This window comes from Desulfoplanes sp. PS50, from assembly GCF_053851535.1.
This window is the reverse complement of sequence record NZ_JBSPZA010000010.1, coordinates 18,623-41,064: the sequence shown is the minus strand read 5'-3', so window position 1 is coordinate 41,064 and position 22,442 is coordinate 18,623. Positions and strand designations below refer to the sequence as shown.

Here is a 22,442-nt window from a genome sequence, read left to right as displayed (position 1 = left end):
TAAAGGGCAGCGAAAGGTTTTTTTCCGACGAAACAGTTTCTGCCCCTCGGGTCTGCGAAAGATTTTTTTTAAAACTGCCTTTTTTCGCTTGTTTCGCGTATTTCGTTGGCACCCCGTCTTTCCTTTGCCCCTTAAACCTTAACCCTTGAGTATTTCCCTAACACCTAAAACTTAAAACCTAAAACCGTCTTTCCCGCGTCCAACCCGGTTTTTTTCGGGACACATACCAACCCGTTTCACTCTCAACCAAGGAGATGCACGATGCGTAGTCTGAGAATCCTCACCCTCGTTGCAGTCATGTTTTTTTGCGCGCAGATGTCCTTTGCCGGCGCGACCTATGACCAGGTCATGAAAGACAAGGTCATCCGGGCCGGCATCATGACCAATTCCATCCCCGGGGCCTATTATGACGAGAACAACAACTGGGTCGGTTTCGACGTGGATATGGCCCAGGAAATCGCCGACCGTCTCGGCTGCAAGCTCGACCGGGTCAAGGTGACCGACAAAACCAGAATCTCCTTTTTGCAGCAGGGCCGTATCGACATGTCCGTGGCCAACATGACCCACAAACGCGAACGTGACAAATCCATCGACTTTTCCATCACCTACTTTTTCGACGGTCAGAAAGTTTTGGCCCGAAAAGGCAAATTCAAGACCCTGAAGGATCTTGTCGGCCAGAAGATCGCCACCACCCAGGGCACCACCTCCGAGATCAACATCCGGAATCTGCTCAAGGAACTCGGCGATCCCAATCCCAACGCCAACGTCAAATCCTTTCCTGATTACGCCTCCGGGTTTGCCGCTTTGCAGATGGGAAGCGTGGCCGGATTCACCACCGACTCGACCATCCTTCTCGGCTATGCTGCCAAGGAACCCGGCAAGTACGAACTGGTCGGTGATTTCTTCAGCAACGAACCCTACGGCATCGGCCTGCCCGAAGATGATTCCAAATGGCGCGACACCATCAACTTCACCATCCAGGACATGTGGAAAGACGGCACCTACATGAAGATCTACAACAAATGGTACGGTCCCGACACCCCCTACTCCTTCCCCATGACCGAAGAAATCGAGATGTGGCCGTAGGAATTATTACTCACGATATGTAAAACTCCGGTGGCCTGTGATGCGCACGGGCCGCCGGAGTTTATGGTGTAAAATTTTAGAAATTTTAGAAATTTAAGAAATTGTGGTATCTTGAATTTTGAGGGGAAGCATGGGGGCTGAGGGATCGATAACTCTGGAGAGGTGGCATGCGTTACTCCCGCTTTGAGGAGTTGCCCTGCTGGCAGAAGGCACGGGAACTTTGTCAGCGAGTTGGTAAGCTGATCAACACGACTCAGCTGGGAAAAGACTATGCCTTACGAGATCAGATTTCCCGTTCTTCCGGTTCTGTGATGGACAATATTGCCGAAGGATTTGGAAACTGCTCCGCCAAGGAATTTTGCAGATTCCTTGGATATGCCCTGCGATCCTCCAATGAAGTCCAATCACAGTCCTACCGAGCTCTTGACTTCGGATACATTTCCCAAGAAAGACACACCGAAATCCTAACACTGACCAATGAATGCCAAGCCCAAATCAAAGGATTCCGCCGCTATCTTTTTTCCATCGCCAAAAAAGAATCCTCCACCCACTAAAATACCTTAATCCTTTCAAATCTCTTAACCTTCTAAAATGTCTTAACTCTCTAAAATGTCTTAAATCTCTTAAATCCCTAAAATCTCTAAAATCTCTTAAATCTCTTAAATTTCTAAAATCTCTTAAATCTCTTAAATTTCTAAAATCTCTTAAATTTCTAAAATCTCTTAAATTTCTAAAATCTCTTAAATTTCTAAAATCTCTCAAATTTCTCAAATTTCTTAAATTTCTAAAATCTCTTAAATCTCTTAAATTCAATAAAATATATGTTCCGTTACTGGCTTGAAAAAACCTGGGTCCAATATCTCATTTTATGCTCCATCCTCGGCGCAGCGGTCTATTACTGGGGATTCGTATTCAATTTCGGATACAAATTCCAGTGGGACGTCCTTTACGTTCCCAATGAGACCTACGGGATGGTCTTTGCCATTGAGCTCTTAAAGGGGCTCCTAACGACCCTCAAAATCACCCTGATCAGTTCGGGCATCGCCCTGTTTCTCGGGACCCTGTTCGGCCTGGGACGTCTTTCCGCTTTCAAGCCGTTCTATATTTTTTCGTCATCCTATGTTGAATTTTTCCGGAACACCCCGCTTTTGGTGCAGCTCTTTTTCTGGTATTTCGCCCTTCCCATGGGCCTTCCCGAATCGTGGCGGCTGTGGGTATTCGATCATAATTTCGAATTCTGGGCAGCAACCATCGGCCTGTCCGTATATACAAGCGCGTTCATGGCCGAGGTCATCCGGGCGGGCATGCAGTCCATCCCCAAGGGACTGCTCGAGGCGGCCTATTCCTCAGGTCTGACCTATTTCCAGGCACTGCGGACGATCATCCTTCCCCTGGCCTTTCGGGCGATCATTCCTCCTCTGGGGAGCGAATTTTTAAACAACATGAAAAACTCCTCCCTGGCCATGGTTGTAGGCGTGGCCGAACTCTGCTGGCAGTCCCAGCAGGTGGAGTCGCTCACCTTCAGGGGATTTGAGGCAACCACCGCAGCGAGCATCCTCTATCTCGGCCTTTCTTTGGGCATTTCGGCCATTTTGAACATGATCAACCTGCGTCTTCGCATCAACGACGGGCATACCCCAAAACAAGGTCTGGCCATTTTTCTGGGCAATCTTCTTTTCTGGCCCTTTGAAAAACTCTGGCTTCTGCTGACCCTTTCCGCCGGGATCATGGGCAGACAAAAGAACGATCTGACCTATACCGGTGCCATGCTCATGTGGCAGAAAACCAAGGCCCTGCTGGCCCGGGGGATCGTGCTGCTCGGCCGGTGGAGCTTTGTCGCCTTTCTGGTTTTCATCCTCTACGGTCTCGGGGTGGGGCTGTACAACTTCGAGTGGTCTGTCATCTGGGACAATCTGGGCTCCCTGCTCATCTGGAGATTCCCCAGTGACGATCCAAGCGATGTCCTCTGGGGAATCGGAGGGCTGTCCGCCTCCATTGCCATGGCGGTCATCTCCATCTCAGTGAGCTTTTTTATCGGGCTTATCGTGGGCATCGGCCGGGTCTCCAAAAACGTGATCTTTCGCATTCCCTGCACCCTGTACATCGAGATCATCCGCGGCAACCCGCTCATTCTGGTCATCTTCTGGGTCTATTTCTTCATCCCCATCTTCATCAAATCCTACCTGGACGTGTTCTGGTCCGCGACCATCGCCCTGACCATCTTTACCGGTGCTTATATTGGTGAAATCGTCCGCTCCGGCATCCAGAACATCCCCAGAGGCCAGATCGAGGCAGCCTACGGCACAGGACTCAGTTACGCCTCGACCATGATCCACATCATCCTTCCCCAGGCCCTCAAACAGATGATCCCGGCCATCGTCGGCCAGTTCATCGCCATCTTCAAGGACACCTCGCTTGCCTATATCATCGGCGTCCTCGAACTCACCTTCGTGGCCCAGGGCCTGAACAGCCGACTGATGATCTACCCCTTTGAGATCTACGCCACCGTGGCCGTTTTATACTTTGTATGCTGCTACACCATGAGCATCATCGCCAACCGGCTGGAACACCGCCTCACCCCGGGCGGGGATGTGCGTATGGTCATGTAAAAAAACAGGATACATGGTACAGGAGATAGGATTCAGCCCGATCGCGTTTTCGTATCCACAGGACCAGCCCGTCTGCCTGCCTGCCCGTATTTATTTGTGTCTATCCGTGTTCCCCAATAAATTCAGCGATCCCCGTCGCTTTAGAAACGGGGATCGCTGATTGTTTTCCGGTCCTGTCGGACCCGAGACGAAAATGGCCAAGAAGCGCTCAAAAATCGCCATAATGCTCCCCAAACTCAGCCATTACGGTGGCGTCGAGGGCTTTGCCTGGCGTCTTGCCGAAGCGCTGATCCGGGATTATGAAGTTGATTTCATCTGCACCCGGAAGGAGACCGATCCGCCTCGAGGCGTCCGGGTCATTTGCGTTGGACGGCCGGTTCTAGGCAGATTCGTCAAGATTCTCTGGTTTGCCATAGCCGCCGAGTGGATCCGTCGCAAAGGGCACTATGATCTCTCCATCGGACTCGGTAACACCATGTGTCAGGACATACTGCGCATCAGCGGAGGACCGACCGGGATTTTCTGGAAACATTCCATCCGGGCCTATCCCAGAGGGTTCGCCCGCAGCTGGAAAATGATCCGAAGACGCTGTTCTCCGGCCAACCATCTTGTTTTGCTTATTGAAAAACTCCAGATACGCCATTCCCGACAGATCGTCGCCAACTCAGACCTGGTCAAAGACTGGATCCTGGAAGCATTCCCGCATCTTCTGCCGCCTGCTGTCGATGTCATCTACAACCAGCCTGACCTTCAAAAATTTTCACCAGCCACTCTCTCTGAGAGCAAACAGGCCCGTAACCACCTGGGCATTTGTGAAGACAAACGCATCATCGCCACGGCAGGGACCAATTTCATGCTCAAAGGAATTGGTCCGCTGATCAGGTGTCTAAAGTATCTTCCCAATGACACGATGCTTTTAATAGCCGGAGGACGTCGTTGTGAAAAATATCAACGTCTGGCCTGCAAAATAGGTGTGAGCGAACGAGTTCGATTTCTGGGCAAGGTGGATGATATGCGCACTTTCTACCAGGCAAGCGATATGTTTATTCTCCTAAGTTTCTACGACGCCTGCTCAAACGCCGTGCTCGAAGCCCTTGCAGCTGGACTGCCTGTCATATCGACCAGGACCAATGGAAGCAGTTATTTTCTTTCCAAAAACTCCATCGTTGACCCCACGATTCAGCCTGTTGACCTGGCCTCACTGATTGCACGAGTTCTTAATTCGAAAAAAGCCGCATCCTTTACCTTCCCTGCGCATCTTCAGGCCGGGCTTGATCCCTATGTCCACAAAATCAAAAAGCTCCTTGGAAGAGAAGCAGCATAATTTTATGGCAAAAAACGACCTGTTACATATACATCCCAAACGGATACTTGTTTGTCAGCTCAGACAAATCGGTGATGTCGTTCTGACAAGCCATATTCCGGAGATGCTCAAAAAAAAATTTCCAGATGCCGCAATTGATTTTTTTACGGAAAAAAAATGTGCTCCCGTCCTTGAACACAACCCTTTCATCTCCGAGATTAAAACCCTGGACAAGAGCAAGCTGACCCATTTCGGCAAGGAGCTTGCGGCATATTGGCGAATCGCCCGAAATGACTACGATCTGGTGATCGATTTTCAACAACTTCCACGATGCAGATTCGTGGTGCTTTTTAGCCGTGCTCCCGTAAGATTCACGTCCACTCCCCCCTGGTACAACAGATGGCTGTATACACATTGGACCCATATGAAAGACGGACACCCCATTATCCGCAAGGCCAGCATGCTTCGTCCTCTGGGTATCGAGTACCACGGGGAAATGCCGCACATTTTTCTCACTAAAGAAGAGAAAAATCAGGCCTCGAATCTCCTTACCCAGCATGATGTTCAACCTACGGATCTCCTCATCTCGACAGCCCCGACCCATCATTGCGCTACTAGGCGTTGGCCGGCTTCACACTACGGCAAACTGATCAAACTTGCGGTGCAAAACAACCCGCAGCTCAAATTTTTCCTTTTTCACGGCCCCGGAGAAAGATCCTGTATCGAGGAAGTCGCCGAGGCAGCCGAATGTCCCGACAATTGTATCCTTCCCGAAACCATGCTCTCCCTGCGTCAAATGGCCGCAGTCATTGAAAAATCCGACATTCATTTTGGCAACTGCTCGGCGCCGCGTCATTTCGCAGTCGCCGTCGACACCCCGTCCTTGACCATCGTGGGATCTGCCGGTATCGGTTGGACCTTTCCGGGTTCGTACCACTACCATGTAGTCAAAAAACTGCCTTGCCAACCGTGCAAACGAAGTAGTTGTAACCATGGAAATGTACCCTGTTTGACAAAATTGAGCCCGGAAACCGTACTTTCACGTCTTTTGGAAAAAATCAGTGCCTCCCGCCGAAATGGCCACAGTTGAAATATCCCACAACACTACTCCCCCTCACTTGCTTTTCTACACTCAAACGGGTTCTTTCCTCAATCCGCAAATAACACAAAACGTCGGTGCTCCGATTCGACATGTATCTATGAATCAACCAAATACATTGATCTTTACCAAAAAATTCCGTCTCCCATCACCGGCAGCCAATATCATTCAAACCCTCAACATGGCATGGGGGTTTCAATCTGCAGGAGCGAGCGTACATCTATTTCCGGGACTCTCCCAAACGACTCCCTCTCATCTACTGCAGAACTTAGAAACAGAGTATCGCCTCGACAAAAATACCCGACCCCACGTCACCTTTTTGCCAGCTCGAAACAAGGGAATATATGGCGCACTTTTTCGTTTTTGCATCTTCAAGAAATGGCTTACCCATCCAGACGCCCTCTTTTTTTCCCGGGATGTCAAAGAGACTCTGTTCCTCCTAGACCTTCGAAGACTTTTTCAGAGACAACAGAAAATTGTCTATGAGATGCACGATTCGGTTTTCCTCGAGCATCGTGAATATGGCCAAAAAGATGCAGATGCGTACAAAAAGTGGGAAAAAAGGATTCTTTCAGACGTAGATGGTATCGTTTATACAGGCACCTATCTTAAAAAAAAAATCGAAGAACTCTTCCCGGTTTCCACGCCATCCATTGTTGCGGTTCCCGGTTTTAACAAGCAGATTTTCTCCCCTCTTCCGCTTGAGTTGCCAACGACATCGATCACTCTGGGATATTTCGGCAGTCTGCACCCGGGCAAAGGAGTCTCACTGCTTATTGAGGCATTCAAAAAGCTCCCTCAAAACTACCGGTTGCGAATCATCGGCGGCAACCCCCGCAAGGAATACCTGGCTTTGCAGGCAAGGGTGCAGAAAGAAATAAATGAACCGGAACGAGTCCAATTTATCGGCCAGCTACCTCCCGACAAGGTCCGTAACCACCTTGCAGGATGCCATATGATCGTTATCCCGTTTGTTTCTGAAGTTGAATTTCTGTCCCCTATCAAGCTGTATGAAGCCCTGGGAATGGAACTACCCGTTGTGGCCACGCCGGTTCCCGCGATCCAAAGTGCTGCGGCAACCCTCCCCAACGTCATTATATCCGCAGGTTCGAGCCCGCACGAGTTTGCCGGAGCCATACGCTCTCTTGGCGACCATCCAGAGACGATCAGAAAAATCCATGCAAAAACCCGGGCGCAGAACACGAGGTATGACTGGGAAGACAGGGCCAGCCAGGTGTATGCCTTTGCTTGTGCCCTGTAAGATGCTGCATCTGCACACAATCATAAGGGGACTTCAGACAGATACCCACCCATTTAATTTGGCTTGTGACGTACCCCTTAAACCTTACCCTTTACCACTACCGGGACCAGAACTTCCATGCATATCCTTTTCATTACAGAACTCTATCCCGAATATGAAGGGCAATCCCCTTTGGAAATGAATCCGGCCCTGCACGATTTTGTCCGGGAATGGAGAGCATCCGGAATGACAGTCACAGTTGTCGTGCCCGTTGTGACACGGCCCAGGGTGAATTGGAATCGGGCAGGGGTCATGCGTTCTTTTTCCATTGACGGCGTTTCTGTCACCCATATTGCCATGCCCAAAATGCCGGGGTTCAAGCACTACAGTAATGCGGCCATTGTCCGCTTTGCCCGCACACTCCCTTTCGACGTCATTGTGAGCCACATGCAGATCGGTCTGGTGGCAGGGGATGCTGTCAAACGGGATTCAAGAAAACCCCTGATTTTTGGCGTGCACATATCCGATATCACGGTTCTGGACATTCCCTCGCCCACCCTCAAAAAACGACTATTCAAACGCAGGTTCATGAAAATTCTGGACACGGTGGATGGATTCGCCTTCAGATCATGTTCCGTGCGCAAAGAATTTCTCAAAAACTATGCTATCGGCACCACCCCCCAGACCATCGCCTCGTCGGGCATACCGTCCTCTCTCATTCACCCTACCCCGGAATATAGGTATCATAACCCTACACACATCGTCACAGCCTGCCGCCTTATCAAGAGAAAAAATGTGGATACCGTACTGGAAGCGTTGTCTGAACTTCCCGGGAATCTTCCATGGCAATACACCATCATCGGTGATGGTCCCGACCGGATGACCCTGGAAGCTCTGGTTTACGCCAAGGGACTTGAATCAAGGGTCACCTTTCTTGGAAAAATTTCTCCTGAAGAAACCATCCGCATCATGCGCGGAGGGGATATCTTCGTGATGATCAGTGTGTTGGAGACGTTAGGAATGGTCTACCTCGAAGCTCTCGCCCAAGGGATGCTGACCATTGCTTCAAAGGGTACCGGAGTAGACGGGATTATCAACCATGGTGAAAACGGTTACCTATGCCGACCGGGAGATACCGAGGAGTTGGCAGCTCTTTTGGGGGATATCCTGACACGAAAGCCTGTTACTATCAGATCAAATGGATATCAGTCCATTACCCTAAATACTCTGACAAAAAGTGCGTCCAGATATTGTCGATTCATCGAAAACCATTGCAAAACGCCTCACTATTCCGACGATTTTAAATAACCCACTATATACATAACAATTTTTACGGGCGAGCGGCCTATCCGCTATCGAGACTGTTTCAAAACTAATAGATTAACTCTCCGCTATCGTCTAAATATTGGAGTATCCATCATGTCACGTCCTCTTGTGAGCATTATGATCCCCACCTATAATCAAAATAAGTACTTGGATGAGGCCATAAAAAGTGCTCTTTCACAAACATATACACCTCTTGAAATAATTATTTCGGATGATGCCTCTACAAGCCCTCGAGTGTCTGAAATTTTACATTTGTATAAAAAATGTCCAAATATCTCAGTATACATAAATGATGAGAATATGGGGCGAGCTAAAAATTACCACACTACATTATATGAAAGGACTTCAGGAAAATGGATCATTAATCTAGATGGAGACGATTATTTTTATGACCCAACCTATATCGAAAGGGCAATATCTCTGATTGAAAAGAATCCAGGGTTGGTAATGGTGTCTGGAAGACGCCTAAAAATTATGGATCAAAGTCAAAATTTAATCAGAAATAAAAGGAATAATGGGCCCGAAAGAGTAATGAATTCGGAACAAGCCTATCAAGCCCTTTTGGAAGAGAAGTATTACTATTGGCATGCAACGACATTGTATCATCGAAAAACAGCAGTTGCCCTAGGCTTTTACCGCTACGATATGACAGCTACAGACGATGACTCATTTTTGCGTCTTATGGCATGTGGAGATGTGGGCATTATTCCCGTCTGGGCTTCCGTTTGGCGCAAGCATGATGGCAATGCCAGTCGAAACCAGCCTGTTCAGGAAATGATTGATAACCTAAAGGCTTTTATGGCCCCTGAATCTATTATTGACAGCCCCATGTCAAAGGTAGCTCCTGCATTTCTCAAACATTGGATGACGCTGCATTTAGCCAATCGCACAAAAGTGAGAGTGCGAGAACTACTTAAGACAAGGCGCTCATTGAAGAACTATTTTGTTTATGTTTGGGCTATAAGATTTGCCTGCAAAAAGTAAAAAGGTCGCTCGCTGCAAACGGAAAGACTTAAGCGGATAATTTCAGGACGCGATCACAAAATCATTCTCGGCCATTACTTTTTGCCAGAAATGGACAAAATTCAGCCAAAAATTGCGTAAAATTATAAAAAACCCGTGCAAGTTCCCTGGGAGATGAACCCAGAGGTGCATTCTGAGAACATTAAGGGCGGTTGCTGCCAGAAAGATGACCATCTTGTTCTTTGCAAATCCACGACGTCGGGTACGATCCAGCCCCAGGACTCGTTTGGCGATGCTGAACGGGGCTTCGCCTCCGGACCTCTGGCGATAAAGCGACTTGATTTCCTCGTCATCGTTGAACATGAGCCGCCGTGCCTCGATCCTCGGCTTGTTCCACTTCCAAACGACTTTGGCCTTCCGTCTTGTGATTTTTACAGGGCAATCATGCGAGTGTGGGCAGTTGCCACAGGCTTCCCGGTTAAAGTAAGAGCTTGTTTCCTTGCGATTTTTTGAAATTTTATTCTCTAAACAAGATTGCCCCATGGGGCATTTGACGATCTCCTTGCCGGACTCACTGATTTTAAAATCAAGGAGAGAGAATCCGTCTGGGAAATCTCCGGATGGAGGGCAAATCAGCTCAACGTCTTTCTGTCTGAGGTTTTGTTGAATGGCGTCACTATCATACCCGTTGTCAGCTAATAATTTCTCGGGTTTGAGTCCTTTTTCCTCAAGCTTATCTACAACGTCTTCTATGATCTTGGAATCTGCTACGTTTGCTTTGGTTACCTCGACATTGGTTATGATCTTGGGGTTGGGAGTATCCTTGTCAGGACCACAAGTCTCAGTGAAATCAGTCTTGTAGCCCACTTTCTTACGATGTCCATTGTAATGGGCATCAGGATCATGCGGATTCGCCATGGCCGTGCCCTTGGCTTCCGGCTTTACCTTGACGGTGATTCCTTTGGAATCTTCGGTGATCTGTTCGTCAGCCAGCCGCTTGAGTAACGCATAGGATTCAAGCTTGCTGACTTTTGAATGCGCATCGAACTGGCCCAAAAGCGAGAGAACATCTTTGGCCGCTTCCACAAGACACTTCTGGTATTCAGCGGGCTTCTTGGATCCAAACCAACGATGGTCATCCTTTGTGGAAAAATATTTCGTCCTGATATCCTCATCGATTCTTGAAAAAATAATCGGGTGTGTCTCTTTGATTTCCTTGAGGAATTTGTTGATCGTGGTCGAAAAACAATCCAGTTTGGACATGCTCTTTAGCCAGGTTCGAACGAGGGTCGAGTCTTCTCGCTGTATGGCAGTGTTCAGATTGATGCGGTCAGCAATCCTCTTGAGGACTGAATCGAAAACCTTCTCCTCTTCCCCAAGCAGTTTTGCGCGATAATAGTAATAAGCCCGTTCTGAGATGTATTCATCTCTCTGGATATCAAGGGCATACCTGAAGGCGTCGTTGAAACAGAAAGCTTCGATCGCTTCTTCATCGGTCATATTCTTCAAGGCTTGAATAATAAACAAGCCCATTACAGACTGAAGGTCTTTAGTTGCTCTGCCAGTATCATTTGAAAAGTGCTTTGATAGAATATTTATGTTGAGATATGGAAGAATTTCTTTTCTAAATGTATGATAAATGCTCGACTTGAGCTTGTTATGATGACTTTTTGTTCCCCAAGGAATATAGTCAAACATCTCTCTTCTCGTTCTATCCTTGCATTTTATCATCGAAATATCCTCATTCAGTTTCGATGATATATACTAAATTTTGTATATTTTGTAAATAGTACAGGTAGTAATTTTTCGTTATAGTAGAGAGTTTTTGCAGTCAAATCCTATAATGAAAATCTCACCACATGTTGGAATAGGCCACCTTCTTCGTCCTAAAAATGTTTTACGGATGGTCCGCATTCCGATTTTTGGCCTATACAGTAAAATAGTAAAAAATTAGTTATGCCCCCATTCACTATCAAAATCCGGAACATAATAGACACAACGTATCAACCATCTGCTTTTACGAGGCGTACATGCCTGTTTTTTCGAAAAATAACAAAAATATCTTATTTATACATATACCTAAATCTGCAGGGTCAAGCATTGAGCAATTCGGTGTAGATTCAGGTTGGATTGAAAGTTTTTCAGTCCAAGGAAAGAGTCTGCGTGAATTAAAATTTTATAAATGCACCCCTCAACATCTACATAATGAGCCACTGCAGTATATTTTTAACCTTCATGAATTCGATTCAATTTTTACTGTGGTCAGAAATCCGTTCAGTCGCCTTAAATCTGAATATTACTGGCAATATTCAAAAAAAATAACAGCTCTGGATGTTGACGAATGGGTAGCTCATACCTTCGATCAGTATGAGCACAACTCCTATTGCCATGACAATCATATTCGCCCACAAGTCGAATTCATACCAACATGCAAGAAGGTCGAAATATTCAAGCTAGAAGAAGGCGGTGTCCAAAAAGCTGAAAACGTATTCCTTCGTCTGTCTGAAAAAAGCTCAAAATTTACTTCATGGAAAAATAGATACTTTTCAAAACCGATACAAAGTACACACAAAAAAGCCTCTATCAAAGACACCCGTATAGAGAGTACATTTAACAAACATTATAATAGAATCATTGAATTTTATAGAAAAGATTTTGATTATTTTGCATACGACTATTAGGGTTCTTTTCTGTTTTGTGTGGGGTAAGCCTACATGTCAGAATTATGAGCAAACCATATATAAATATAATAACTTGTTATTTTTGAACAATTCACGACGACATCAAAGACCTCCATCTTTATAGCAGGTCGCTATATCAAGGAAAAATATGATGAGAAAAACCTACACAAAAGCCATAAACCTTATTAATAGATGTATAAATAGAAAAAAAATAACAAGGAAGGTATTTTGTATCGGATTGCACAAAACAGGAACAACGAGTCTGCGTGCATTAGCAACAAAGTATGGTTACAAAGCGATACACTCCACGGACTGGATCAGTGACGCAAACAAACTTAAAGAATTTGAGTTTTTTAGTGATGGTGGAAGTCATTTTGACGGTCAAAACGAGTTCGATTTCAAGCGGCTTTTCCATGACTATCCAAACGCACTTTTTATTCTCCAAACTCGTCCTACTAAAAATTGGATAGTCTCAAAATTAAAACATGCGGGGTGGACTGAGCAAACCATTATCGAGGTAGATGATGAAAAAAAAATATACCATGATGATTGGAAATATAAATCGTTATTAATAATAGAAAGTTTTATTAGACATAAATACAACTACGAGCATAAAGTAATTGATTTTTTTGAAAAAAACGATCCTTCCCGTCTGTTGAAAATTGACATTACCGATAAGCCCATTCAAGAAACAACCATCCATAATCTGGTTACCTTTTTAGGCTTGCGGTCACTATGCACAATCCAACTACCGCATAAGAACAAAAAAAAATCTCAAGACGGCCTTTCAAAAGAAGTATCTGATTTTATTTATAAAACAATGAATGATTGCGCATCGGACAAGAAATAAACAAGAAAGTGCCCTTAAACATTGGGCCTTATCATGTAACCTGGATTCCCGGACAGTTTATAACAAGGTGCCAGCTTGCTCATTCATATCATTAAAATTCAGGATATTACAGGAATATAGCATTCTTCAAACCTCGTTATGAATAGCATCTTTTATCACGAGCAGCTCGGCAGGTATTATGAGTATAAAACATTGTATTTTGGATAGTTGAACGCATTCATCAGAAGATTCTCGTTACGATTTCCGGGAAGGCAGGATACATGCAGACCTTCCCTTTTCCCAATGCTACGACATTGTGAACATCAAGGGGTGTAAAATCGCTCCTGAAAATCGATCAATTGATCCTGAAAAAATAGCAGACCTGCTGCGGCAGCAATCCTTTGGCCTGCCTTTCCAGACTCTGCCCATGCACGAGGTTGAAATATAGCACCCTTCTTGATGCCCGGGCCCGCGCACATAGTGAACAGGTATGTGCCAGAGAAATTACAGCCTTCAATTATGGATGGCATGCCCCCGAGCCTTCCTGATCGCCTCCCCCTCTCCCCAATCGGTTCTTGACCATCATCGGTTCCACGGGTAGCGGTTTCAGGTTCTGATTCAAGATATACGGAGCACCCGGATCACCTATCCGATCCCTCTACCCGCGCTTCCCCATTTCCGGCCCTGCCGGATCACGATACCATACTGGACCCTATGACCAAACCCGTTCTTTTTCGTATCACCAATAACCTGTGTATCGGCGGTATCCAGCGCCGTCTCAGGTCGCTTCTTCCGTTGCTCATGGATGAGTATGAGGTCCATATCATCACCTACAAGCGCAAAGGGATATTCTGGGAAGAGCTGCAAGAACTCGGGGTGCACACGCATTTTGTGCCACTGCACGGCAAATGGAGCCCTCTGGGTATTTTCAGGATCGCCCGGCTGCTCAAAAAATACCGGGCCGATATTGTGCACACCCATTCATTTGGGGGAAATATCTCAGGAATCATTGCAGCGGCCCTGGCCGGGGTGCGTATTCGCGTGGGGCAGGTGCATTTGTGCGATCTCCACTGGTATGCCAGAACACCTTTTCGCCGCCGCAAGCAGATTATCGAAGAAACCCTGGTCCACCGGCTGTTTACCCAAAAGATTCTCTTTGTATCCCGCCAGTCCAGAAATTATTTCCAATCTTTCACTCATCTCCCGGACACCATGCTGCAGATCCTGCACAACGGCATTGCATTCAAGTCCGGGACCGCCCCCAAACAATCCCTGCGAACCATGTATGGCCTCAAGGAAACGGACACCTGCATCGGTTTCGTGGGCCGCCTTTCCCGGGGCAAAGGCGTCGGGGACTTTATCGATTTTGCCACCAGAACCCTGCGGGCCGACCCTGAATATATGTTTTTCATTATCGGAAGCGGACACCCCACCGAGGGATGGGAGACGACCATCCGTCAGGCCGGATGCGAGAAGAGGATCGTTTTTCTGGGCGAAAAAGCAGACATTCAGGATTACTACCCCCAGCTTGACCTGCTCCTCTTCACCTCTGATCCTCAGACAGAAGGTATGCCCGGTGTTGTCCTTGAAGCATGCGGAGCAGGACTTCCCATTCTGGCCCGGCGTTCTGAAACCCTGGAAGAGGTTCGGACGTATTATCCGCGCATCAGATTCATCGACGAGAATATTGCTCCACAAACAGATCTTCAAGAGGCCCTGGCCATGCCCCAGGCTTCCACCGGTCCCATTCTTTCCCAGTTCAGCATCGAGGCCATGAAAAACCGCACCCACCAGCTCTACCAATCCCTGCTGCGACCATGAATATCATCTTTATCAACGCAACGCACCGCTGGGGCGGGGTCAAAACATGGACCCTTGACGTGGCCAGGGGTCTTCAGGCACTGGGCTCTACCTGTCTGATTATCGGACGACCGGGGCCCTTTGTGGACAGAGCCCGGGAAATGGGACTCGAGGCCCAGTCCGTCTCCTTTGGACCGGATTTCAACCCCCGTCTCATTGCCACCTTTCTGACACTGTTCAAGAAACGCAAAACAACCCACGTTATGGTCAACGTGGGCAAGGATATGCGCAGTGCCGGGATCGCCGCAAAAATGCTCGGAATTCCCGTCATCCACAGGGTGGGACTTCCCGGAGACATGCTCGACACCTTCAAGGTCCGGCTGCTCCACAAATGGATCAAACCCCGGATTCTGGTACCCTGCGAGTACATCAAGACAGGTTTACTGGAGGAACTTCCCCATTTGAGACCGGAAGAAATCACCGTCATCCACACGGGCAAGATTATTGCGGACACCCCGCCCGACCATGCGCCTGGCCCGGTACGGTTTATTTCCACCAGCCAGCTCAATGCCGACAAAGGACATAAAGATGTTCTCCTGGCCCTGGCGGATCTTAATAAACAAGGCACTGACTTCAGATACCATATCGTAGGCACCGGCCGGGAAGAAAAACCTTTGCAGGAGCTGGCCCGCACCCTGGGACTTACAGAAAAAATCATCTGGCACGGATTCCAGCAGAACGTCCGCGCGCTCCTCAGACAGGCGGATGTTTATCTGCTTCCTTCCTACAACGAGGGACTGCCCAACAGCCTTCTTGAGGCCATGGCCGAAGGGCTCATATGCATAGCCCGGGATGTGGGAGGGGTGAAAGAGATATGGCCGGAATGGGGGGGGGAATTTCTTGTAGACGAAACGTCCGGCCCGGAAATATGGCGTGCCTGCATTGAAAAACAATGCGTCGCCCCGCGTACGGACCTGGATCAACTGAAAAAGAACTTTCTGACCCAGGCACGTTGCTGCTGTCATATAACAACCCAGGTGAACACCCTGAACCAGTGGCTCACAACATGCTGAACATCACCAGACAGGAATACGAACAATCATAATGCAGACACTTTTCTATCTCTTCAACACCGATTATCCGAACACAAAAGCGCACTCTATCCAGATCACCAAAACGCTCTTTTCCCTGAAGCCCTATTTTCGGATCATCTGTGTGGTCAATACCCTCACAGTTCCCGAAAACGAACTCCTCACCGCGGTTCAGGAACGCTACGGATATGATCTTCAAGGCGTTGAATTTATAGCGATCCCCAAGAAGAAACTGCGCGGAATAGGCTTCCATCTCACCCTGAAAAAGATCCTTAGCCTGGCCGAAAAAGACGCCTGTTTCTACACCCGATCATACAACCTGGCAAAACGCCTTGTGCGTTCCCGGTTCTGGCACCACAAACGTGTCATTCTGGAAGCCCATAAAAAAGACGGGTACTACAAGGAAGAACGCGTGCCGGATTCTCCGTACAGGGCCCTGCGTTCAACCATGGAAACCAGCAATCAATCTCTGGGATTTCTTCAAAAACTTTACAAAAAAATGGACGGGATCGTTTTTACATCGGCTGGCAGTGAACAGATAGTCCAATCAGACCTCGGCATCCTGAATACGACCAACATATGGTATCCTCTGGATAAAAAATATGTGGATGATCCCCTGCTGCGTCCCGCCCCCTTTGTCTATTGCGGCTCCATTACTCAAGGAAAATTGATGGATTTGCTCCTTGATGCCCTGGCACTCACACCGGCGGACATCATTATCGATATATATGGCGGAGGGGATACGGACAGAACGGCGATGCAAACCCTGGCCCAACAAAAAGATGTATCCTCCAGGATCAACTTTCAGGGATCCGTTCCATACCAGAAACTTTCACCCGCCCTCCAGCAGTACCGATTCGGCATTGCAACCATGGAAGGCATCAAGGTTGTCGACTACGTGGAAAACGGCCTCACACCTATCATTCCTCGTCTGGGGACCTATGCCGGTGTCTTCAAAGACGACCAGGTCATCTATTTCACGCCGGACTCGCCACACTCCCTGGCTGAGGCCCTCACACGTGCTTATAATCGATCTGCACAGCTCAAAGATGTCTCAAACATCATCGACCACTACTCCATCCCATCTTTTGGAAAACACCTGGCCCGCACCATCCGGAAATTTACCCATGCTTAATATTCTTTACGCCACAACATCCACGAGCCTCTCCGGAGGAACCCGGCAGCTCATAAATAATGCTGTGGGTATGGCAGAAGCCGGACACAGCGTAACCGTGTGCTGTTTTGCAGGAGCCAGCCTTATCCATGAACTGACCGATAGTAAAAATATCGTCATTTCGATCATTGAGCAGAACTCCCTGCGGGGTCGGTTGTCTTTTTTTCGCCATCTCCTGGTGACCAGAAACATCCATGTGGTGCATTGTTTTCACAACAAATTGTACAAATATTTTTTGCTCCTCAGATTCATGTGCCCCCGGTTCAAACTTTTCCTCAACCGAGGAGTCATCTTCGCACCGGGTAGCTTTCCTCTGTTCTATCTTCCTCAGCTAACAGGCATAATCTGCAATTCCTGGGCGGCAGCCGATGTTCTTAAAAAATATCATGTCCCCTCGAAAAAGCTTCATGTGATCTACAATGCTGTTATTCCGTCCGCACAGCCAACTCTTGATACACACGCAAAAAAACAGACGCTGACCATTCTCTATATCGGCAATAAGCAGCCGTACAAGGGTCTGGATATTTTCTTACAAACAGTTGCGGCGCTTATAGACTCAGGTCTGAAAGATGTGTATTTCATCGTGGCCGGTATTAAGAAGAAGCCCGAATTCGAAAGGATTATTTCTCCAGCGATACTTAACATGATAGAATTTAAAGGTGCCCTGCCCCACGAAAAGCTCTTCGATCTTCTTTGCAAAACCGATATATTTGTCATCACTTCACGCCAGGAAAGTCTGCCCAATACCTTGATTGAAGCGTACGCAGCAGGTGTTCCCGTGGTATCGACAACGGCAGGAGGTATACCTGAAGTTCTCAAGGATGGAACCAACGGTTTTCTTTGTCCTATCAATAAAATACAATGCCTTGCGAATCGCATCATACAATTGGCGAACACCCCTGATCTCAGGCATGGCATGTCGTGCAACAACAAGAAATCATTCCGTAAGATTTTCAGTTTGGATGCAAAAATAAAAAATCTTCTGCATGTGTATATCGACAACAAGGAACCCTAAAATAACGTATTTTTTCAAAACGCATGGATCGCAATACATAAATATCAAAAATACAATGCAGGGTATATTATGGAAAAAAATTTCACTCCATTAACAATATGCAATACAATCCTTACAACAGCATGTTTCATGCTACTTGTTTTTTCCGGATCGTGGCATTACGGCATTGAAATAACCAGATACATAATCATCCCGTTATGTCTGGCATTCCTCTATTTTTTTCCAGAACAACGAAAAAAGTTTCTTACAAGCAAGGAACTATGGATCCTCACTGCTTTTTTAGGTACAGCATGCATCGGACTTCTCGTCGGACACCAATCCCTGAGAGGCATTGATCGCATTCTGAACTGGATTCTTGCCCTTGGCGCAGGATTCACGGCAGCCGCGATCCTTGGCGACAAAAAAAGCCGGCTTCTGGCCGCACTCCCCCTGGGTCTCCTAGGCTACACGCTGGGTGCGATTCTTTTACATACCTTCGATTATATAGATATGGACATCCTGAAAACATCGCGGCTGATCCTCTTTTATGCTGACGGGACACAGGCGAACCGACTCATTATTCTCTGCGGGACAGGAGTTCTTTCATTATTTTTCATCGCAATAGAATCAACAGAAAAAAAATTCGTTCGTATTTTTTGTATTTTCGGTGCAGCAATCCTTTTCATTTTGAGTTTTCTCACAAATGCAAGATCAGGTTTTTTTGCCCTACTGGTTGCCGCTGCAATTATGATTATCTTCACATTCAAAAAAAATATAAAAAAAATTATCTTTGCAGGTGCAATTCTCGCTTTGATAACGATCTGCATCGCACAATTTTCCCCAAAACAGCCTTCTCCTCGCCGATATGCAAATGTTATTACCAATATTAAAACAGACATATCCTTTCGCCAACGTTTTTTTATCTGGGATTCAGCATGGAATATCTTTTCAAAAAACCTTTTTTTTGGGCACGGATTCGCAACGTTCCATAAAGCATATCAAAACGAATATTCTGCAGCCAAAAAATCTCCGAACTTCAAAAAAAAATATCCCTGTATCAATCCGAGCACCAACAACGCCCACAACTTCATACTCCATTTTCTGGCTGAAACAGGAATTATCGGATGTCTTCTCATGCTTGGTTTTTGGGGGATAGTGATATGGCAAGGATTCTGGTCGTCTTCAATGCTCGGGGGGACAATCGCCTGCGTATTTATCCTGTCTTTTATTGAATTTCAGTTGAACATGAATCTATACGATCGACACGTGAGTACCGTCCTTTTTGCCTACGCAGGTATCCTGGCAAACCTGGAAAATACATGATCCCATCCACCCACAATATCCCCATCCTCTGCTACCACGACATCGGCACGCCCGGCGGACATCCCTTGGCACATTTCTGTGACCATCTCGACGCCATTCTGGAGATGGGATTTCAAACAATTTCAGCACATACGCTTGTGCAAATCTGCAAAGGCGAGGCACGTCCCAAAGGCAAACAAATTGTCATCACATTTGACGATGCCCATGTCAGCAACTGGCTCTACGGTGTGCCCGAGCTTTCCAAACGGGACATGTGCGGGGTCTTTTTTCCCGTCACGGATTTCATCTGGGATGGTCCCGTGCGCACTCTTGAGAACGCGCCGGTTCTTTCCAGAGCCAGCCAGAGTTTTCAACAGGCTCTGGGGGACAAAGCGTATTCCCAGTTCATGACCAGGCAGGAACTTTCTTCCGCTGTGCATGATTTCGGTATGGAGATTTACTCCCACACCACATGCCATCAGGGGTGCTTCAAAAATCTGCAGTTTCTAGCTCCTGTCTCGGACGGTCATTGGTCGGCCCACGGAATATATGATCATCCACAAGGCGAGCTGCCAACCTTTGAATACGGAAGTGCTTACGCCTTCAACGGATTCTGGCCGGACAATCAGGAAGGCAACAACCTAACCTTCAGGCGCAGGACAGATAGAGAACGGTACGACTTCTGCCTGAAGGATTTTACAACCAGCCTGGACGTGATCAGAGAGATCAACAAGGCAGACACCCAGCTTATCTGCTGGCCCTGGGGGCATTTTGACAAACTCACGGTGCAGGCGGCCCGCGAGGCAGGATATGAAGGCGCCTTTTCCCTGGACCGATTCCGCAACGGCCTGGGAACCGATCCCATGTACCTGCACCGCATCGGAGTGGGGCGAAAAAAAAACGCATCCTGGCTCAAAAATCGGTTGCGTATGCACACAACAGCCCTGGGTGCCACGATCTTTTATAAATTTTTCCGTAAGAAAAATGAAAAAAAAACCGCCACGCCCGTGGTCTGGAATCCGAATACGACTAGATAACATCTGCATTTCGCAAATGTCTTTCCCTCGGTGTTCTCTGTGCTCTCTGTGGTATAAAAAAGCAACACCGAGAGCACAGAGAGGCACAGAGAAGAACATACAAACAACCACACCGGTGGTCTGGAACTTCAATGAAACTTGAATCAACCTGGAAAAAAGTCGATAGCCTCCGACTGCTCAAGCGGTCCATGAGCTATTTTACCCCCTATAAAATCAGGATCACCCTCTCGGTCATCTCCATGGCCGTGGTGGCGGCCTGCTCTGGTGCTGCTGCCTTTCTGGTCAAACCGGCCCTGGATAATATCTTCATCGACAAAGACGAGAAGTCCCTGGTCTTCATTCCCGTGGTGCTTATCGGGGTCTTTCTGCTCAAGGGGATCTTCCGATTTCTGCAGAACTATGAAATGAATTATTGCAGCCTGAAAGTGCTTGAAGAGCTCAGAAACGAGCTGTACGAAAAAATAATCCGGCTTCCCCTTGGTTTTTTTGAAGACAACCAGGTGGGCATGCTCATGTCCCGAATCTTGAATGACGTGACCCAGATCCGCTCCAGCCTGCCCTCCATCGTCATGCTCATCCGCCAGATCCTGACCATGATCGGCCTGCTGGTAGTTGTTTTCTACCGCGATCCCTATCTGGCATGTTTCGCCGTTCTGGTACTGCCCCTGGCCGTGTATCCCTTTGTCTATTTTGGAAAAAAACTGCGCAAGCTGGGCCGGAAAAATCAAGCAAAAATTTCCGATATTTCAACGGTTCTCCAGGAAATTTTCAGCGGCATCCGGGTGGTCAAAGCATTCGCCTCTGAACCCAAAGAAAAAGAACGCTTCGGCAAGGAGAATGGTCGGCTGGTGAAGATAGCCGTTGATCAGATCGTGTACAATGAGCTCTCTTCGCCGGTTATGGAACTCATCGGAGCGCTGGGCATCGGTCTAGTGGTCTGGTATGGAGGCCAGCAGGTTATTGCAGGCAACTCAACACCGGGAACCTTTTTTTCTTTTATGACCGCCCTGATTATGCTCTACGATCCAGTCAAAAAGCTCAATGACGCCAACCTGACTATCCAGAAAGCCCTGGCCGGAGCCGAGCGTGTTTTCGAAGTTCTGGATACACCGGAAATTGCCATTGAAACAGGCGGCAAACACGAGGTCCAACTCCCTTTTGAACATCTGAAGATCCAGGACATCTGCTTCACCTATCACGGGAGCTCCACGCCAGCCCTTGATCACATTGATTTCACGGTCAGCCGGGGAGAACGCATCGCCATTGTGGGTTCCAGCGGATCGGGCAAGACCACCCTAGTAAATATGCTCCCCCGTTTTTATGAACCGGAAAGCGGCGTTATCCTGCTCAATGATATTCCCATTAAAGACTATACCCTGCCCAGTCTTAGGCTGTGCATGGGCATTGTTTCCCAGGATAACTTCCTTTTCAATCAGACCATTGCCGAAAACATCGCCTACGGTCAGGACGGGATGACACGCGAACAGATCATAGACGCGGCCAGGGCTGCCTATGCCCACGATTTCATCGAAGAACTGGATAACGGATATGAAACAATCATCGGAGAACGCGGAGTCAAACTTTCCGGCGGACAGAAGCAGCGCATCACAATCGCAAGGGCCTTGCTCAAGAATCCGCCCCTGCTCATCCTGGACGAAGCCACCAGCGCCCTGGATACGGAGTCCGAACGCATTGTGCAACAGGCCCTGGAAAATCTGATGCAGGACAGGACCAGCATTGTCATCGCTCACAGGCTTTCAACGATCTTGTCCGCCGACCGGATCGTGGTCATGGACAAAGGGAAGATCGTGGATATCGGTTCGCACGACCAGCTTCTTGAGTCCTGTTCTGTGTACCGAAAGCTCTATACCATGCAGTTTTCCGAAGCTGAATTGAACGAGGCATAGA

At 47.6% G+C, this 22,442-nt stretch carries 19 protein-coding genes; 17 read left to right on the top strand and 2 right to left on the bottom strand.

Annotated elements, in window-relative coordinates; all coding sequences use genetic code 11:
• Nucleotides 1–261 precede the first annotated feature (261 nt).
• Together ACTVJH_RS06365 and ACTVJH_RS06360 are read left to right on the top strand one after the other, a co-directional pair.
• The gene (locus ACTVJH_RS06365) at nt 262–1,086 is read left to right on the top strand and encodes an ABC transporter substrate-binding protein (protein ID WP_455988618.1); all 825 of its coding nucleotides are present in this window, start codon (nt 262–264) and stop codon (nt 1,084–1,086) included.
• Nucleotides 1,087–1,253: 167 nt separating this feature from the next.
• Nucleotides 1,254–1,640, top strand: a complete 387-nt coding sequence (locus ACTVJH_RS06360) for a four helix bundle protein (RefSeq protein ID WP_455988616.1) — start codon at nt 1,254–1,256, stop codon at nt 1,638–1,640.
• Here ACTVJH_RS06360 and ACTVJH_RS06355 read toward each other — a convergent pair.
• Nucleotides 1,582–1,899, bottom strand: a complete 318-nt coding sequence (locus tag ACTVJH_RS06355) for a hypothetical protein (protein ID WP_455988729.1) — start codon at nt 1,897–1,899, stop codon at nt 1,582–1,584. The genes ACTVJH_RS06360 and ACTVJH_RS06355 overlap by 59 nt on opposite strands.
• A gap of 8 nt (nt 1,900–1,907) precedes the next feature.
• Between ACTVJH_RS06355 and ACTVJH_RS06350 the strand changes: the two genes are divergently transcribed.
• The 6 genes from ACTVJH_RS06350 to ACTVJH_RS06325 all read left to right on the top strand — a co-directional run bounded on the left by ACTVJH_RS06350 (nt 1,908) and on the right by ACTVJH_RS06325 (nt 9,647).
• Nucleotides 1,908–3,695, top strand: coding sequence for an amino acid ABC transporter permease (locus tag ACTVJH_RS06350; RefSeq protein ID WP_455988614.1), 1,788 nt, complete (start codon nt 1,908–1,910; stop codon nt 3,693–3,695).
• A 193-nt stretch (nt 3,696–3,888) separates the two neighbouring features.
• Nucleotides 3,889–5,019: a glycosyltransferase family 4 protein gene (locus tag ACTVJH_RS06345; RefSeq protein WP_455988612.1), complete on the top strand. Its 1,131-nt coding sequence runs from the start codon at nt 3,889–3,891 to the stop codon at nt 5,017–5,019.
• A gap of 4 nt (nt 5,020–5,023) precedes the next feature.
• Complete coding sequence (locus ACTVJH_RS06340; protein WP_455988610.1) at nt 5,024–6,088, top strand: glycosyltransferase family 9 protein; 1,065 nt, start codon at nt 5,024–5,026, stop codon at nt 6,086–6,088.
• A complete protein-coding gene (locus tag ACTVJH_RS06335) occupies nt 6,075–7,358 on the top strand; it encodes a glycosyltransferase family 4 protein (RefSeq protein ID WP_455988608.1) in 1,284 nt (427 codons plus the stop codon). Before ACTVJH_RS06340 ends, ACTVJH_RS06335 begins: the two co-directional genes overlap by 14 nt.
• Nucleotides 7,359–7,475: 117 nt before the next feature.
• Nucleotides 7,476–8,645, top strand: coding sequence for a glycosyltransferase family 4 protein (locus ACTVJH_RS06330; RefSeq protein ID WP_455988606.1), 1,170 nt, complete (start codon nt 7,476–7,478; stop codon nt 8,643–8,645).
• A gap of 111 nt (nt 8,646–8,756) precedes the next feature.
• Nucleotides 8,757–9,647, top strand: a complete 891-nt coding sequence (locus ACTVJH_RS06325; RefSeq protein ID WP_455988604.1) for a glycosyltransferase family 2 protein — start codon at nt 8,757–8,759, stop codon at nt 9,645–9,647.
• A gap of 42 nt (nt 9,648–9,689) precedes the next feature.
• Here the strand turns inward: ACTVJH_RS06325 and ACTVJH_RS06320 are convergent, their stop codons facing one another.
• Nucleotides 9,690–11,324: a transposase gene (locus ACTVJH_RS06320; protein WP_455988602.1), complete on the bottom strand. Its 1,635-nt coding sequence runs from the start codon at nt 11,322–11,324 to the stop codon at nt 9,690–9,692.
• 332 nt (nt 11,325–11,656) lie between these two features.
• Here ACTVJH_RS06320 and ACTVJH_RS06315 point away from each other — a divergent pair, with 332 nt between their 5' ends.
• From ACTVJH_RS06315 to msbA, 9 genes are all read left to right on the top strand, one after another.
• Nucleotides 11,657–12,307, top strand: a complete 651-nt coding sequence (locus tag ACTVJH_RS06315) for a sulfotransferase family 2 domain-containing protein (RefSeq protein ID WP_455988600.1) — start codon at nt 11,657–11,659, stop codon at nt 12,305–12,307.
• A 148-nt stretch (nt 12,308–12,455) separates the two neighbouring features.
• A complete protein-coding gene (locus ACTVJH_RS06310) occupies nt 12,456–13,157 on the top strand; it encodes a sulfotransferase (protein WP_455988598.1) in 702 nt (233 codons plus the stop codon).
• Between the two features lie 693 nt (nt 13,158–13,850).
• Nucleotides 13,851–14,957 carry a glycosyltransferase gene (locus ACTVJH_RS06305; protein WP_455988596.1) on the top strand — a complete coding sequence of 369 codons (1,107 nt, stop codon included), beginning with the start codon at nt 13,851–13,853 and terminating at the stop codon, nt 14,955–14,957.
• Complete coding sequence (locus ACTVJH_RS06300; RefSeq protein ID WP_455988594.1) at nt 14,954–16,009, top strand: glycosyltransferase; 1,056 nt, start codon at nt 14,954–14,956, stop codon at nt 16,007–16,009. Before ACTVJH_RS06305 ends, ACTVJH_RS06300 begins: the two co-directional genes overlap by 4 nt.
• A gap of 31 nt (nt 16,010–16,040) precedes the next feature.
• Nucleotides 16,041–17,162: a glycosyltransferase gene (locus tag ACTVJH_RS06295; RefSeq protein ID WP_455988592.1), complete on the top strand. Its 1,122-nt coding sequence runs from the start codon at nt 16,041–16,043 to the stop codon at nt 17,160–17,162.
• Nucleotides 17,155–18,216, top strand: coding sequence for a glycosyltransferase family 4 protein (locus ACTVJH_RS06290; protein WP_455988590.1), 1,062 nt, complete (start codon nt 17,155–17,157; stop codon nt 18,214–18,216). The genes ACTVJH_RS06295 and ACTVJH_RS06290 overlap by 8 nt, the downstream gene beginning before the upstream one ends.
• A gap of 129 nt (nt 18,217–18,345) precedes the next feature.
• Nucleotides 18,346–19,518: an O-antigen ligase family protein gene (locus ACTVJH_RS06285; protein ID WP_455988588.1), complete on the top strand. Its 1,173-nt coding sequence runs from the start codon at nt 18,346–18,348 to the stop codon at nt 19,516–19,518.
• Nucleotides 19,515–20,534: a polysaccharide deacetylase family protein gene (locus tag ACTVJH_RS06280; RefSeq protein WP_455988587.1), complete on the top strand. Its 1,020-nt coding sequence runs from the start codon at nt 19,515–19,517 to the stop codon at nt 20,532–20,534. Before ACTVJH_RS06285 ends, ACTVJH_RS06280 begins: the two co-directional genes overlap by 4 nt.
• Nucleotides 20,535–20,665: 131 nt before the next feature.
• Nucleotides 20,666–22,441 (top strand): lipid A export permease/ATP-binding protein MsbA, encoded by a 1,776-nt coding sequence (gene msbA, locus ACTVJH_RS06275; RefSeq protein WP_455988586.1) that lies wholly within the window; start codon nt 20,666–20,668, stop codon nt 22,439–22,441.
• The last annotated feature ends 1 nt before the right edge of the window (nt 22,442 follow it).

Excerpts from the sequence above, each read along its gene's own strand:
- ACTVJH_RS06310 (WP_455988598.1), top strand. The coding sequence starts at position 12,456 with ATGATGAGAAAAACCTACACAAAAGCCATAAACCTTATTAATAGATGT.
- ACTVJH_RS06280 (WP_455988587.1), top strand. The coding sequence starts at position 19,515 with ATGATCCCATCCACCCACAATATCCCCATCCTCTGCTACCACGACATC.
- ACTVJH_RS06285 (WP_455988588.1), top strand. The coding sequence starts at position 18,346 with ATGCTACTTGTTTTTTCCGGATCGTGGCATTACGGCATTGAAATAACC.
- ACTVJH_RS06330 (WP_455988606.1), top strand. The coding sequence starts at position 7,476 with ATGCATATCCTTTTCATTACAGAACTCTATCCCGAATATGAAGGGCAA.
- ACTVJH_RS06365 (WP_455988618.1), top strand. The coding sequence starts at position 262 with ATGCGTAGTCTGAGAATCCTCACCCTCGTTGCAGTCATGTTTTTTTGC.
- ACTVJH_RS06295 (WP_455988592.1), top strand. The coding sequence starts at position 16,041 with ATGCAGACACTTTTCTATCTCTTCAACACCGATTATCCGAACACAAAA.
- ACTVJH_RS06315 (WP_455988600.1), top strand. The coding sequence starts at position 11,657 with ATGCCTGTTTTTTCGAAAAATAACAAAAATATCTTATTTATACATATA.
- ACTVJH_RS06305 (WP_455988596.1), top strand. The coding sequence starts at position 13,851 with ATGACCAAACCCGTTCTTTTTCGTATCACCAATAACCTGTGTATCGGC.
- ACTVJH_RS06320 (WP_455988602.1), bottom strand. The coding sequence starts at position 11,324 with ATGTTTGACTATATTCCTTGGGGAACAAAAAGTCATCATAACAAGCTC.
- ACTVJH_RS06325 (WP_455988604.1), top strand. The coding sequence starts at position 8,757 with ATGTCACGTCCTCTTGTGAGCATTATGATCCCCACCTATAATCAAAAT.
- ACTVJH_RS06360 (WP_455988616.1), top strand. The coding sequence starts at position 1,254 with ATGCGTTACTCCCGCTTTGAGGAGTTGCCCTGCTGGCAGAAGGCACGG.
- ACTVJH_RS06340 (WP_455988610.1), top strand. The coding sequence starts at position 5,024 with ATGGCAAAAAACGACCTGTTACATATACATCCCAAACGGATACTTGTT.
- ACTVJH_RS06345 (WP_455988612.1), top strand. The coding sequence starts at position 3,889 with ATGGCCAAGAAGCGCTCAAAAATCGCCATAATGCTCCCCAAACTCAGC.
- ACTVJH_RS06335 (WP_455988608.1), top strand. The coding sequence starts at position 6,075 with ATGGCCACAGTTGAAATATCCCACAACACTACTCCCCCTCACTTGCTT.
- ACTVJH_RS06300 (WP_455988594.1), top strand. The coding sequence starts at position 14,954 with ATGAATATCATCTTTATCAACGCAACGCACCGCTGGGGCGGGGTCAAA.
- ACTVJH_RS06290 (WP_455988590.1), top strand. The coding sequence starts at position 17,155 with ATGCTTAATATTCTTTACGCCACAACATCCACGAGCCTCTCCGGAGGA.
- msbA (WP_455988586.1), top strand. The coding sequence starts at position 20,666 with ATGAAACTTGAATCAACCTGGAAAAAAGTCGATAGCCTCCGACTGCTC.
- ACTVJH_RS06350 (WP_455988614.1), top strand. The coding sequence starts at position 1,908 with ATGTTCCGTTACTGGCTTGAAAAAACCTGGGTCCAATATCTCATTTTA.